This is a genomic window from Dethiosulfatarculus sandiegensis, assembly GCF_000931935.2.
GTDB classification, from domain to species: domain Bacteria; phylum Desulfobacterota; class Desulfarculia; order Desulfarculales; family Desulfarculaceae; genus Dethiosulfatarculus; species Dethiosulfatarculus sandiegensis.
The window spans coordinates 105,645-119,517 of the sequence record NZ_AZAC01000015.1 but is presented as its reverse complement, the minus strand read 5'-3'; the positions used below and the strand labels follow the sequence as shown (position 1 = coordinate 119,517).

At 52.4% G+C, this 13,873-nt stretch carries 10 protein-coding genes; 5 read left to right on the top strand and 5 right to left on the bottom strand.

Going from position 1 to position 13,873, the window contains the following annotated elements:
- On the bottom strand, nt 1-503 hold a 503-nt coding region (locus X474_RS12430), incomplete at its 3' end, for a flagellin N-terminal helical domain-containing protein (RefSeq protein ID WP_044349267.1).
- A 666-nt stretch (nt 504-1,169) separates the two neighbouring features.
- Here X474_RS12430 and X474_RS12425 point away from each other — a divergent pair.
- The 3 genes from X474_RS12425 to X474_RS12415 all read left to right on the top strand — a co-directional run bounded on the left by X474_RS12425 (nt 1,170) and on the right by X474_RS12415 (nt 5,268).
- Nucleotides 1,170-3,668 carry a glycosyltransferase family 2 protein gene (locus X474_RS12425; RefSeq protein ID WP_052515155.1) on the top strand — a complete coding sequence of 833 codons (2,499 nt, stop codon included), beginning with the start codon at nt 1,170-1,172 and terminating at the stop codon, nt 3,666-3,668.
- Nucleotides 3,669-4,305: 637 nt separating this feature from the next.
- Entirely contained in the window at nt 4,306-4,809 is a 504-nt protein-coding gene (locus X474_RS12420; RefSeq protein ID WP_044349314.1) for a class IV adenylate cyclase, read from the top strand.
- A gap of 78 nt (nt 4,810-4,887) precedes the next feature.
- The gene (locus tag X474_RS12415) at nt 4,888-5,268 is read left to right on the top strand and encodes a YybH family protein (protein ID WP_044349266.1); all 381 of its coding nucleotides are present in this window, start codon (nt 4,888-4,890) and stop codon (nt 5,266-5,268) included.
- A 504-nt stretch (nt 5,269-5,772) separates the two neighbouring features.
- Here the strand turns inward: X474_RS12415 and X474_RS12410 are convergent.
- Complete coding sequence (locus X474_RS12410) at nt 5,773-6,966, bottom strand: glycosyltransferase family 9 protein (RefSeq protein WP_044349265.1); 1,194 nt, start codon at nt 6,964-6,966, stop codon at nt 5,773-5,775.
- A 348-nt stretch (nt 6,967-7,314) separates the two neighbouring features.
- Between X474_RS12410 and fliD the strand changes: the two genes are divergently transcribed.
- Entirely contained in the window at nt 7,315-9,792 is a 2,478-nt protein-coding gene (gene fliD / locus X474_RS12405) for a flagellar filament capping protein FliD (protein ID WP_044349264.1), read from the top strand.
- A 180-nt stretch (nt 9,793-9,972) separates the two neighbouring features.
- Nucleotides 9,973-10,413 carry a flagellar export chaperone FliS gene (gene fliS / locus X474_RS12400; RefSeq protein ID WP_044349263.1) on the top strand — a complete coding sequence of 147 codons (441 nt, stop codon included), beginning with the start codon at nt 9,973-9,975 and terminating at the stop codon, nt 10,411-10,413.
- Between the two features lie 692 nt (nt 10,414-11,105).
- Here the strand turns inward: fliS and X474_RS12395 are convergent.
- The 3 genes from X474_RS12395 to X474_RS12385 are packed head-to-tail and all read right to left on the bottom strand — an operon-like array spanning nt 11,106 to nt 13,830.
- Nucleotides 11,106-11,543 carry a hypothetical protein gene (locus X474_RS12395; RefSeq protein WP_044349262.1) on the bottom strand — a complete coding sequence of 146 codons (438 nt, stop codon included), beginning with the start codon at nt 11,541-11,543 and terminating at the stop codon, nt 11,106-11,108.
- Nucleotides 11,540-12,151, bottom strand: coding sequence for a DUF8043 domain-containing protein (locus X474_RS12390; RefSeq protein ID WP_044349261.1), 612 nt, complete (start codon nt 12,149-12,151; stop codon nt 11,540-11,542). Before X474_RS12390 ends, X474_RS12395 begins: the two co-directional genes overlap by 4 nt.
- 23 nt (nt 12,152-12,174) lie before the next feature.
- The gene (locus X474_RS12385) at nt 12,175-13,830 is read right to left on the bottom strand and encodes a CgeB family protein (RefSeq protein WP_052515154.1); all 1,656 of its coding nucleotides are present in this window, start codon (nt 13,828-13,830) and stop codon (nt 12,175-12,177) included.
- Between the last annotated feature and the right edge of the window lie 43 nt (nt 13,831-13,873).

Genomic DNA, 13,873 nt, shown 5'->3' with positions numbered 1-13,873 from the left:
ATGAAGTAATAGTCTTCCGCGCTGGAGTTGCCGGTGCCAAAGTGCACCTTCATGCCCGAACCTTCATGGAAGTTATTCAAAGTGCCGTCAAGAAGCTTGACGCCGTTGAAGTCCGTGGCATTGGCAATACGGTCGATCTCAGCGGCCATGGCCTGATATTCAGAGTCCATGATCTCGCGCTGGGCAGTGGTGTAGGTGCCGGTGGCCGCCTGTTCGGCCAATTCCTTCATCCTCACCAGCTTTTCATCAATGACGTTCATGGCGCCTTCAGCAGTCTGAATCATGCTGATGGCATCGCTGGCGTTCCTGATACCCTGGTTGATTACCTGGATGTCGGCCCGCATCAGTTCGCGGATGGCAAGACCGGCTGCGTCGTCGGAAGCGTCATTGACCCTAAGGCCAGAGGACAACCTCTGAGTGGACTTGGCCAGTCGACCGTAAATCGTCGACAAATTCCTGGCCGCATTCATGGCCATCATGTTGTGATTGACAACCAACGACATTTGAACCCTCCTTGGTCCGTGCGCGCCAAGATCCTTTTGGCGCTTAACTTATGGCGGGATGCTTTGCGGTTTGCTCCTTGTCCCCTTGCCGCCGGGAATTCCCGGTGCCTAAATCCATCAGCTTCATAGGTCTTATCGGCAATAGGATTTTTGAGTTAAAGGTTTTTTTGTATTTTTGTTTTTTTTCAGATCAATAGGCCCAAAAGACACTTTTTTATTAGCCCCTCCGGAGGCAGGCATAGTTCCATTTACCTAAGACCAGCTTCAAGAAAAATACATGATTACTTCCTATAACCTTATAATTTCACTAGTATTTTATTGAATTACTACTAAAACCACCCCCCCTCTTTGAAATAAATTATACAATTCCGCATAGTTTCAATAAGCCGCCCTTCCTATGCAAAAACCCAAACGGCCTGGAAGTCATTTTGTTTCACTTCCAAGCAGCATCCGCATCCCAACCCACTGACGGAGGCTTTTAAGGTATGATTCCAAAAAGGTATAGTTGACACTTATAGTCTGGTGTGACTAAACTTCGAGCAAACCCTTTTCACTAAAAAACCAGGGTTTCTGATCGGTTGCCTTGCCGTCTTTTAGAGGCGGCCCTCTTGTCCAGGGCTATTTCCTGTTAAGGGACATTGTGCATTTAAAGCCACGGAGAGCAACATGCCTCAAACAACTGATAAAAACTCCCCAAACCAAAAAACAACCGGGAGCCGCCCCAGCATAAGCCTGTGCATGATAGTAAAAAATGAAGAAAAGCGACTGGCCACCGCCTTGAAAAGCGCCAAGCCCTGGGTGGATGAAATCATAGTGGTGGACACCGGCTCCACTGACCGGACGGTTGAAATCGCCGAAAGCTTCGGGGCCAAAATTTATCATCACCCCTGGGAGCACAGTTTTTCCAAGGCCAGGAATCAGTCCCTTTCCTATGCCACCTGTGACTGGATGCTTATCCTGGACGCTGACGAGGAGCTGGACCAGAAATCCGCTCCCCTGATGCGTCAGTTGGTGAACGCCCCCAAAAAAATCTGCGGTTTTTTATTTGAACTTTACAACGATGTCACAGCCGGGGGAGAAACCTTTATCCTGCATCCCCGCCTTTTCCGCAATCACGTTGGGTTTCGTTATGAGGGCAAGGTGCATAACCGGCCCACTGTGCCCGGAACCATGGCCAGGTCCAAGGTAAAGCTGATCCACTATGGATACAATGAAACCCCCGAGGTAATGGAGGCCAAGCATCAGCGCCGCCTTATCATGATCCGTAAATGGGTGGAGGAAGAACCGGACAACTACCAGGCTCACTCCTATCTGGCCCACACCCTTTTAAGCCGCAGGGAGACCATGCCCGAAGCGGTGGAGGTGGCCCGCACGGCGCTTAACCTTCTGGACAGCAGAAGGGGCGACGCCAAGGACTATCCCCACACCTATTACCCTTTACTGAACGGACTGACCCTGCTTGAACGGGATGAAGAGTTGCTTGAGGCCGCACCGGCCTGCCTGGAGAAAATGCCCTATTACCCTGACCCGCTCTTTTTCATGGTCTGGGTGCATTACAGGCACCAGCGTTGGGAAGAAGTCTGCGAACTGGCAGAAAAATTCCTGGCAGCCCAGGATGAATGCAAGGAGCATCCCGAACGGTTCGTTTTCTTTGAAAACATGACCTACGATCAGATCAACTATGCCCTGTTCCGCTGGGTGGTGGCCGCGGCTCACCTGGGCAAGGATGACCAAGCCACACACGCCTTCAAACGCATGCTCACGGAAAGGGACGCCGAAAAGGCTATCCAGTCCCTTTTGCAGAATCTTTTGGGATCAGGGCATCTGCCTCTGGCGGTGGAGCTTTTACCCCTGGCCGCAGAGTCCCACCCAGACTGGGCCTGGGTGACGGAGCTTAAAAACGCCTGTGACCAAAAGATGAAAGAAGAGAGTTCCGAAGCCATCAAAACCAGGGGGCTTTCGGTTTTAAAACAGGGCCAGCCCCGTCAGGCGGCGGAGATACTGAAACAGGCCCTGGATATTTTCCCCAGGGATGCCGAGGCGCTTTTGAACCTGGGCAAGGCCCTGATGGAAGAAGGCAGCGCTTCCGAGGCTGAATACTGGCTTATCAAGGGCTTGAACGCCCATCCGGGGCACGGCTGGGCCTGGCGCATGCTGGGGGACATATTGTTCAAAAAGGGCGACCCCACCCAAGCGGCCTATTGCTATGAACGCTATTTGGGCCAAGTGCCCAAAGATGACGACACCAAGGCCCGCTATGAAAGCTGCCGCCAGGCCCCGGACCACCATGCTCCCACAGTGGCGAAGAAACCGCCCAAGCTGGTGGTATTTCTGGTCAGCGGCATGAGTCCGGAGATGGTGCGCCAGCCCGCCCCTCATTTTCTGATGGGCAAGGCCTGGGGAGAGCTTCTGGACCCTCAAGGCCAAGGCATGGACCTGCCGGCCTGGGCCACTGTTTTAACCGGATCCTGGGACCATGGCCTGATAAAGGAACCAGCCAGATCCGAAACCGTCTCTTTTAAAGACCTCAAGACCCCGATTCTCTGGGAGCTCATGCCGGAAAACCTCAGTCTGGGCCTGGTGGCCGCCCCCTTTGGGCATCCTCCGGCAGGGTTGCCCGGCTTCAGCATCTCCGGCTATCCGGCCGGTCTTCTGGAGTCTTCCATGGTAAGTCCCAAGGAGCTAACCCCCAGGGTCTTGGCCAAGGGATACCGGGCTGACTTTGCCTTAAGCGAGTTTGACGACCAGACCACGGGCCAAAAACTGGAGACAGACATAAGGCACGAGGCCTTTTTATATCAACTGGAGAGAAACAAACTGGCCGCGGCCTTGGCCATGCCTGCGGTGGATGTGCTGGTGGTGGGCTTCACCGCCCTGGATCACATGCAAAAGGCCCATGACCTGGCTCATTACAAGACCTTCACCGCCTATCAGCAGGTTTACGCCTGGATAGAAGGAGCGCTCCAGGGACTCAACCCTGAGCACTACGCCATATTGGGGCAAAGGTCTTATGCCCATCAGGACAAAATTCCCCAGCCCAACGGTTTTTATTGCCTGTCCTGGATGAAGGGCGAAAACGGAAAGGCCCATGCCACAGATGTGGCGCCGGCCATCTTGAGTTTAATGGGCGGAGACCCTTCCCGCCTGGGCAGACCCAGGGGATAAAAATAAAAAACTAATGAACTTCGCCCTGCCGGCAAAGCCCTTCTGGACTTTGCCGTGAGACGGCATTCTGAATATCGTGAGTTGTCATTAAGTGCCGCGGCCTGATTTCACAATTGCCCTGGCCTGTACTTATATATATTTTCAGGAGCGAAATAATTAATACTATCTTTATCTGGATGAAAATGACTGGCAATACTAGTTCGGAACGCGTGTGTGGCCGTTATCCTGACTATTTTTGATTTACGGACTGCTCTTTTTATTGTCTTCCGGATATGGGTTTCATGAAAAGGCCGTCCGAGGTATTCATTCGAATCCACCACAAAGGTCAGGTCCTTTACAATAAAAACCATTGCCAGGTTAACTAAATCCGGAGCATTTTTGCAATTTACTTCAAGCCTATTGGCCTTGAACCCGTTGAATATACTTCACTTAAATCTCCCCTGCGGAGATCAATAACAGGGATAAAATCAATGGGCGAAGTATTAGGCGTAAAATGATTGCAGCCGCTTAAAATTTATACAGAACATCTGACATAACAGTATACGTCCGCACTAGAGCGCCGATCTCTACCCTGTGCTCCGACTTCGGCGCCTGTGAACCGCTTGGCATTATAAAGATTTGATAGAAGATGAATGGCATGGCAAGGAATATTGAAATTAAAGCAAGTATATCTGACCTAGCTTATTGCGACAGAAAAGCAAAAATTTTAGCCGGGACAGAACCAGAAATAATTAAACAAGAAGATATATTTTTCAATTGTGAGAAGGGGAAATTAAAACTCCGTATTTTCTCAAAAGAAAATGGCCTACTCATATTTTATAATCGGCCTGAGGCAACCGGCCCGAAAACCTCAGAGTACTACCTTTCATCCACTCAAGAACCTCATTGTCTGCTTGATGTATTAGAAAGGGCGTATGGTTCATGCGGTAAGGTAAAAAAGATCCGTAAACTATATATGATAGGTAGAACTCGTGTACATCTCGACAAAGTCGAAAATCTGGGAAATTTTCTTGAATTTGAAGTTATATTACAGGATGGCGAAGAAGTAATCGAAGGTGAAAAAGAAGCAAAACAACTGATGGAAGCATTCAATATTTCAGAGACAGACTTACTCAGTGGTGCTTACATCGATATGATGTAAATATTCATTATAACTTGTGCATAAATTCAGACGGGGCGCGCCCGATTATGCCCGTATTAAGTACAGAAAGAATCCAAAATGGATAAACATCCCATAGAAATACAAATAGAAAAAGCAGACAAAGCAATTATGGCTGAAGACTTCGACACACTACTTGGTATTTATACAGAGGATGCTGTTTTAGTCGTAGAGCCTGGCAGAAACGCAAAAGGGAAAGAATCAATACGCGCAGCGTTTGAAGCTATAGCGATTTATTTTAAGAATGGTCTTCAGGTAAGACAGAATGGTATGGAAATTCTTGAATCGGGTGATACAGCCTTGGTTCTCGCGAATACAGAAGTTACAGCACCCAATATGCCCGTAACGGAGCGAAAGGCAACTTATGTTTTTAATAGAACAGCCAATGGGAACTGGCTGTGTTCAATAGATAACTCATATGGTCATGAAATAATAAGCTAAATTATTTAATAGTTGTTAACCTACTGAAATGAAAAATTATCTGCTATCGACAAAAATTATTGGCGGGCAAAATACAGAAGTCTAAAAGCCAGCACAAATCTTATCGAAAAAGTTATCGTTAGGCAAACAGTTTACGGTAGCTTGTTTCCTGTTTGTAGAAGGTGATATAAAACACAGTTACGATATTCAACTCAACTCTATTACAACTACCGTGTCCGATATACTAAAGGACAAAACCAGTTCTGTTATGGAAAAAATCGTGCACAGGCAGTCCTTTTAAGAGCCTGTGATATCCCTACAGGATTATTCTACCAACGCCTGCCAAGGTGACATTCCCCAAATGGCGGTAATTTCGAGACCGAATAGGTACTTGGCTTAATGAAGACGCGAATGGAAAGAAGCTTGCCAAAAACAAATTTCCTATTGACAAGGAGCTTCATAGAAAAATCTTCGATTCCCGAGACATTTTCATGCTCCGCATTCGGACCTTCCGTCAACACCCTGTCAGGGGAATACAAGCGCAGTCCAGCCTTGCCCAGGCTGTAACTTCCCTTTTTGGGAGGCCAGGGCAGTCCCCAGGCTCTGGGCATAGAATTCCCGTTTTTGAGCCGGGTCTTGCATCCAGCCGTTCACCGCCTGTCTTTCAGCCATAATCTCCCTTTGGGCCTGCACGGCCCGGGCAAAGCCGGAAACCGAGCCGAAAAGCTCAAGGATGCGGTTCTCATCTTTCTGCAGGCTTAGCTCCTGCTCAATCATGTGACCTTCAGAGTCGGACAGGCTGACCATATGGGTATTTTCGGCAAGGTCTTCGGGGTAAAGGCGGCAGGCCTGGGGGTAACGCATGGCATAGGGATTTGACATCATAATATGACAAGCCTGGTGAGAGGCCCAGAAACGAAAGCTTGCCATGGAATCCCAAACCACCGTCACCCTTGGATTCACCGCCAGGGCCAGATGAGCCAGCCCGCCGTCCCGGCCCACAAAACCATGGGCCTGCTGCATCAGCCAGGCCAGGTCCGCCAGGGTGGAGTCGGGGTGATCCATGGCCAGCACCTCATCCACCTCCGCCGTCAGGGAGCCGTAATCCCCGGCCCCCACCGCCACCAGGTGGTATTCCTTGCCAAGCTCCCTCAATAGGGAGATCCACCAGGCCTCATCCTGCCAAAAATAATCCACCCGTCCGGGATTCAGGGGAAAAACCACCATGGTGGGTCTGTTTTTTGACAAAAGCCCCTTTAGAGCGGGGCTGCGTCCCGGATCCACAAAAACACTGGGCCGGTCATCTAAATTTTTAAAACGATAATAAAGGCTGTGGGCATAAACCGGATTGGCCTTGATCTGGTCCACCGGCAGGACCCGCACCTTATGGGAATGGGTCTTTTGGGACACCCAGGTTTGCCTGCGGCCGGATCTGCCCACCGGAATTGAAGTCAACTCCCAGCCCGCCGGCCTTTTCTCCGGCAAAAGCAGCTCCTTGACCAAGGGATGCCCCTCCACAAGCTCTCTGGCCGGACCGGGGTTGAAATAAAGCGTGACCGGCCTGCCCTGATTTCTGATCAACCCCAGCACCATAAGCGTATCCCCCAGGGCCAGTTCATCGGGCGGACGGCAGACATCCCCTTCGAGTTCAATATAAAGAGGCAGCTCAAGGCTGACTATGGTGTTTCTTAAGTGGTGTGGGATCTTCTCTATCAGCAATACAGCCTCCACTTTGCCAAGGAATGCCTTTAGCGGAAATATACCCGACCTTTATATTTGTACCCTCCAATCCCGGCTAGATCATGAATAACTTTTATCCCGCCAGTCAAGACCGATTAATGATTCAGGCAATTCCGGCCGATCAGTTAATTAGGAGCAAAAAGCCGGTTTAGGCATTTTTTTCCCCCGCAAGGGAACCGCTTTGTCCGGGCGCTTGAAGCCGCTTTAGAATTAACTCTTTAAATTCAAATAGTTAAATAAATAAAAAGCATAGGCATGCAAGTTGCAATAAGACAAACCGATTGAATTTGATTTTTACCCTGCTCGCATTTAAGTGGAGGTGAAAAGGTGGCCGACTCCACAAACGGCGTACTCTACAGCACATACCAGACCCCGGATAACGACTTCGGCATCTTAAGCGGAAGCATCAACTTCACGGGTCTTGGATCTGGTTCGGACTTTAACAGCGTCATTGATCAGCTGGTGAAGCTGGAGTCCATCCAAAAGACCAGGCTGGAGACCTGGAAGACCTCCTGGCAGAGCAAAATCAAATCCATGCAGTCCCTTAACCAGCGCATGGAAGGCATTGAGGAAGCCGCCGCAGCCATGGACACGGAAGATGAGTTCATGGTCAAGCAGGCCTCTTCCAGCAGGTCCAGCACAGCCTCGGCCACTGTCAGCAACTCGGCCAAGGCAGGGGCCTACACCGTGGAGGTGGGTGAGAACACCAAGCATATCCTGCGCTCGGCAGGCGTGGCCTCCACTTCCAGCAATGTGGCGGATTTCGCCGGAGGCCCCTTGACTCTGACCATTGAAACCGGCGGCAACACCATAAACGTTAGCGTGGCCAGCGGCCGCACCCTGGATCAACTGAGGTCTGACATAGAAAGCGCCGTGGCCGCCCAGGCCCCGGGAGCGCTTGAAGTATACATAGAAAACGACGGCACCGAGAGCAATCCCTATCATTTGGTGATGAAATCCGCAGTCGGTGGTGCAGACGGCCGGATAACCGTTTCGGCCAACCCCACCAACCTGTCCTTGGATTACAAGGACATGGCCCTTCAGCAAGACTGGAGCGGGGCCAGCACCGCCGATATCGGGCTTTCCGGGCAATTTTTCGGGGACAAGGACACCGCCTCGATTTATGAATATGTTTTCCAGGTAAGTTCTTCCGGCTCGGTGCAGGTGGGCACCACGACCTTTGACCTGGCGGTCTCGGTCTATGACGGAGCCACCCTCCTCTCCAGCTCCACCATAAACGTTCCGGCGGATTATGTGGCCGGAGACGCCCTGGAGGTTGAAAACGGCATGTTTATCAACCTTTCCGGAGCCACGGTGGCCAATGGCGATTCCTTTACAGTACGCGGTTTTGCCGATGACATAGACGATGCGGAATTAGGGACCTGGAGCGGCTCAACCGTAAGCACCGGCGGCAACTACCTGGGCACGGTTAACAAGACATACTCCTTCACCGTGGTCACCTCCGGAGCCATTCAAGCCGGAGGCGGGGCAGACACCGCGGTCTTGCGTTGGACAGACTCCACCGGCCAAACCGGCACGGTGAGCGTCACCGATTCCGACCAGTTCTATGAGGTGGACCAGGGAGTAAAACTGAAACTCGGAGCCACCACCTTGGTGAACGGCGACACCTTTCAAGTGAACGTCTTTGCGCCGGACCAACAGCAGGGACAGGACAAGGGCCTGGCCCAGGTGAGCAAGGTGGTTCACTCGGGATTCGCGGATCAGGACGTGACCGCCGTAACCACTGCGAATGCCACCTTCAGCTATACCTATGCCGGTGAAACCATAGACATAACGGTGCCGGCAGGCAAGACGCTGAGCCAGCTGGCAACCATGATAAACGGCGATGATGACAACCCCGGGGTGGTGGCCAGCGTGATCAACGACGGCCTTGGCCTGCCGAACAGCTACAAGCTGGTCCTGACCGGCGGCGACACAGGGGCCCAATATCAAATAAGCAGTGTTTCCCATGACTTCAGCGGGAACAACTTCAGCAGTTCCGGAGAGCTGGGAGGCGGTTTCACCACATCCCAGTGGGCCACAAACTCCATGGTCAAGATCGACGGCTATCCGCCTGAGACAGATGTCTACCTACAGCGGACCAACAACCAGGTTGCCGATGTGGTGGACAGCGTAACCTTTGACCTGCATGACGTGGGCTCCGCCGTGATTACGGTCTCGACCGATATTATATCGGTCAAAAAAAATATCGAAGCGTTCATCAACATGGTGAACTACACCCAGGAATATATCCGCAAGGAAACCAAATTCGACCCTGACGGGGAAAACACCGGCATCCTGATCGGCAACTACAGCTATTACATCCTGAAATCCCGCATAGACAGCGCCCTGAACACGAGCGTGGAAGGGCTGGTCGACGGTGAGGACACCTACACCCATCTTTCCCAGATCGGCATAAAGACCGACCCGAACGCAGAAGGCTCCTGGACCATAGACTCGACCATACTGAGCAATGCCCTCAATGAAAACCCGGAAGCGGTGGCCGACCTGTTCATAGAAAACACCACCAAGGAAAGCATTGGTGTGGCCAAGCGCATGTTTGACGAGATGAAGGACCTCACCGACTCCGAGACAGGCACCTTGAATGTGCTGATCGGCAACTATAAAGGCATCATAACCAATATTGACAAAAAGATTGAATCCGAAGAAAAGCGCATTGAGCTCTACCGGCAAAGACAGGTGGAGAGGTTCGCCCGCCTGGAAAAATCCCTGGCTGTTTTAAATGCCCAGGACAAGGCCATAACAAGCCAAATCGCCCAGTTGCCGGGCAATAATAGTAAGTAGGCGCTTAAAAAAGTCACCAATTCCGGCCTGAAAAGGCCGGTGAGATAAATCGGCCGAGTTCAACTTGGCCAAGCGGGAATTAAATCCCAGCACAAAAAGCCCGGGCTTTGAAAAACCGGGGCAAGACCCAAGACAAGGCCCCTGGATGGGCCGCAAACCACCAAGGACGGGGGTTGTATCATGCAAGCATACGGACAGAACCAGTATCGAAAAACGCAGGTTGCCACAGTGGACAGGGGCAGGTTGATTGTCCTGCTCTATGAAGGCGCCATCAGCTTTTTAACCAAGGCCAAGGCCTGCCTGGCCGATGGCGACATTCCCGGAGCCAGCAACTTCATCAACCGGGCTCAGGATATCATCGATGAGCTGAATGCATCGCTGAACATGGAACAGGGTGGCGATATCGCCACCAACCTGCGCAGGCTCTATGTGTTTATGGGCGATCAGTTGGTGCGAGCCAAAATCAAGGCGGAATCCGCTCCCCTGGAGGAAGTGATCCGTATGCTCAGCACCCTGAATGAAGCCTGGCGCGAGGCAGTGGCCAAGCCCGAGGCCCAGCAGGCCTTGAGCAACCGCCCCACGCCCCAGAAAACCCAGGTAAGGGGCAGCATGAGGATCTGACGGGCCAGGACAAACCCCGCCCGGCCCGATCCAGGCCCCTTTACAACACCCGGCCTGATTTTGTCTGTAACGGGCAACCGGCGAACCCGCCGGTTGCCCGCAAACCAACAAAGGCCAAGGCCCCACCCTGCCGGATTCAAAAGAATCTTGGAAGGTAGTGGTGCGTTTAAGGTTATTGAATAATTGCCTCTCCACCCCACTCAAATCCAGATCAGGCAGCCCAAACCAAAGGCCGGGGGGGATCCAAGCCGGTAACTTCGACATGAGCTTTTAAGCGATCAAATCTCCTGTGTGACCTATGTGGACGTTTAAATCCAGACCAAAATACCGCCCCCAAAAATGCAGGAAGCAAAAACTGAGCTGGCGGCTCAACTGCCAAAGGAATGGCTTCATGGGGATCCGAGGCTTACCTTACCGACCCCCGCAAGCAAAAACCTGCCGGTCAACTCACCACCCTTGAAACCATTACCCAGTCCCGGCAAAAGGGTTCTGTCAAAATAATAAAACCAGGCAAGCTACGCCATGTAATGAGTGGATATAAAGAGTAGAATAATTAAGGCGCACCAATTCGCCTCCTCCTGAACGGGGAAATGAAAGGTGCGGGTTGGTGGAGCGCGGGACCAAAAGGCAATTCGATCCCCTTGTTATGGCCAGAGGGTTTGAGACCGCCTTACTCTTGGAATGTAGGCATCCTAACGCAACTTGGAGATCTGATCAGGGGCAGATAAAACAGGGTCCCTGGGGTGATAGGCGTTAAAAAGTTTTTTAGCCTGGTTCACCCGATTCAATTGTTTCGCTTCTTCGTCTCTGAAAGACAAAAGCATCTGGTTCATCTGCCGGTCCAGGTTAAGAACGCTTTGGCACATCTTCCTGACCTGATCCACAATCTCCCTGGCCTTCTGGTCTTCGGCCACAGAAAGGCTTGCAAGGCCTTCGGACCATTTCCCCCAAAACGGATTCAGCCTGCGGTTGACCTGTTCCAGGGAACGGATCAATCTGGCCCTTTTGGGCCAGATGTCCTCCAGCGCCTCAAATTCCTTAAGCTTAACCAATCCCAAGGCAGCCTCGGAAAGGCTTAAAAGCTGTTTATTAAGATCGCGCAGCTTATTCAGCTCCCGGATCGGTTTCACGACAGGGTCTGCTCCTTTAACAAGGGGATCAGGTTGCGCCAGGCCCTCAGTTCACCGGCCAAGTCGTATTGCAGAATATCGGCCAAAAGAACCCAGTCTTCCTGCTCCTGGGCGGTAAGCATCTCCTTGACCAGATCAGAGAGCCTGTCCAGACGCTGGGAAGCGGTGTGGGCCCCCACCTTGGCCTGATTGAAATCAAGGCCCAAAGACTCGCGCACATTCTGCAGAACCTGCAAAAAGAGCTGAAGGCTTTCGAGGGTCTGCAGATAGTTTTCATTGGCTTCCTGCTCGTCGCTCACCCTGAACAACTCGGAAACCCGCTCCACAGATCCGATTATGGTATCCAGATAGGCAGTGGAGTTGCTCATGAAATGCATGGCCACTTCCCGGGAGGCGATGGTCTGCACCTCCAGGCGCTGGATGCTTTCCCGCTGAAGGTTAGTCGCCGGGCCAAACACCTTTTCCTCATAAGGCTGGCCGTTGATCGTCACTTCCTGCAGGATGCGATCTCCGTCAAAGGCATTGCTCGCCATGTCGTTCAAGATATCCTGCAGGTTGGCCCCGGCCACCTGGGATCCGTAAAGTTTGCCGTCCAACACGACTTCCATGTCATATCCTCCTTTTTTGCTCCTCAGGCCGTGGCAGGCATGAGGCTTTGCATCAATATTCCCGCGGCCTGATCGCAAGCCCCTTCCCTGGCGCTTGCGAAGATTTTCTGATCCTTTGGGGTCTTGGACTCTGCCGCAGCACCCAGGCAAAGGTTCAGCATAGTCTCCATGCGGTGGTAATAGGTATGTTGATTAAGGACCTTGAGCCTCCCGGCCCTGGCAATGGCCGCCCTTTGGTCCGGGTAGGCCAGGTAATGCCTCACCTTGTCCAGGAGGTCCTGCTTGCTGGTGAAGACCTGAACCTCCTTGCCGGGTTTGAGCATGGAATCCAAAGCCGGCACATGGTCAACCAGCTGGAACCCGCCGCAGCAAGGCACCTCCAAGGTGCGGGGGTTGACAAAATCAGCCCCTCCCATGCGCTGCTCCTCCCTGGGGGAGGAGTGCAGGTTAAGAACAATGCGGCAGGCATTATAAATCTTCACTACTTCATGGCTTTCCAGATAGCGGTTCTCCCTGGCCAGACATCTGCCCAGGGGACCGTCTTCAGGCCAATCCACGCCCCACAACTTAAGGTCAAAGCCGTTTTCAACCAGTTCCCCAAATATGCGGCAGCGGTTGGGATAACCTGCGCCCATAAACCCCACCTTGGCCCCGTAAAGGTCTCTGTCCTCCGGGCTCAAGTCCAGGGGCCTGTGGCAGGGGGGATGGGCTGCCACCGGCAGATAGGAGTGATTCACTCCCAGCCTATCCAGCTCTTGGGTTATTTCTTCCCCTTGAATGTGGAAAAAATGATCATATGCGGAAGCTACTTCCCGGAAATAAGTCATCAGCCTGAAGTCTTCCACAAACCAGAAAACCGTGGTCGCGCCCAGGCCCCTGAGCTGGGTTACGGTCCTTCTCTGCAAGGGCGCCTGGGCCAGGGCCAAGACCATATGGGGCTGAAATTCCTCGGCCTTCATCAGGGTGAGTTCACTCAAGAACCTGATCATGGGCTCTCGCACCTGATCCAACCTGTTGAGGTCCAAAGAACTTTTGCGTACCAAATCATAAAGCGGAGCCAGTTTCTCAATCGGCAGGGTCTCCACCCGGCAGCCCAGGTGAGAAAGGGCCTCGGCAGACCAATAAGCGGCAGCCAGGGTACCTCCCAAAATAGGCGGGACCACCAGCACCCTGGGTTCCTCGGGGCGAACTCCGATTTGAGGCCCGGCCTCCAAGCGGCGCTTGAATCCCTCCAGTTCGGCCGGGTGCAGTCTGGCTGTGGGGCGGTGCACCAAAAGGGAATAACCCGAGATACCTTCCAGCCGGGAAAGGTCGCACTCAAGCCGAATATGGGGAAGTAACTCACTGAAATCCCTGGCATCCAAAGCCAGTTTCAAGAGTCTTGCATCCGGTTCGTAAACCAGGGGGCGCCTTTTGGCCAAAGGCTCAAGGTGATACGCCAGGCCAAAGCCAAAGACAGCCACAGCCCCGGGCAGGGCCCTGGCCGCCAGGCTGCGTCCCTCAGCCTGCGGGTCCACAGTGGAACAAAGCCTCACCTTGCCGGTTTTTAAACCGGGCAGACCCGAACGGGTGGTTTCAATCACCGCTTCGGCCGGAAACTCGGCTTCTGCGATCAATCGAGCCGCTTCAGGCTGATCATTGGCTAAAAGAGCCAGGTTTTTTTGCAAAAAACCAGACAATCTAAAACTCTTTCCTTTACTTCAAAAAAACTTCACATCCTGT

Coding starts and splice junctions, on each gene's coding strand:
- fliS (WP_044349263.1), top strand. CDS start 9,973: ATGCAAGCATACGGACAGAACCAGTATCGAAAAACGCAGGTTGCCACA.
- X474_RS12420 (WP_044349314.1), top strand. CDS start 4,306: ATGGCAAGGAATATTGAAATTAAAGCAAGTATATCTGACCTAGCTTAT.
- X474_RS12425 (WP_052515155.1), top strand. CDS start 1,170: ATGCCTCAAACAACTGATAAAAACTCCCCAAACCAAAAAACAACCGGG.
- X474_RS12415 (WP_044349266.1), top strand. CDS start 4,888: ATGGATAAACATCCCATAGAAATACAAATAGAAAAAGCAGACAAAGCA.
- X474_RS12390 (WP_044349261.1), bottom strand. CDS start 12,151: ATGGAAGTCGTGTTGGACGGCAAACTTTACGGATCCCAGGTGGCCGGG.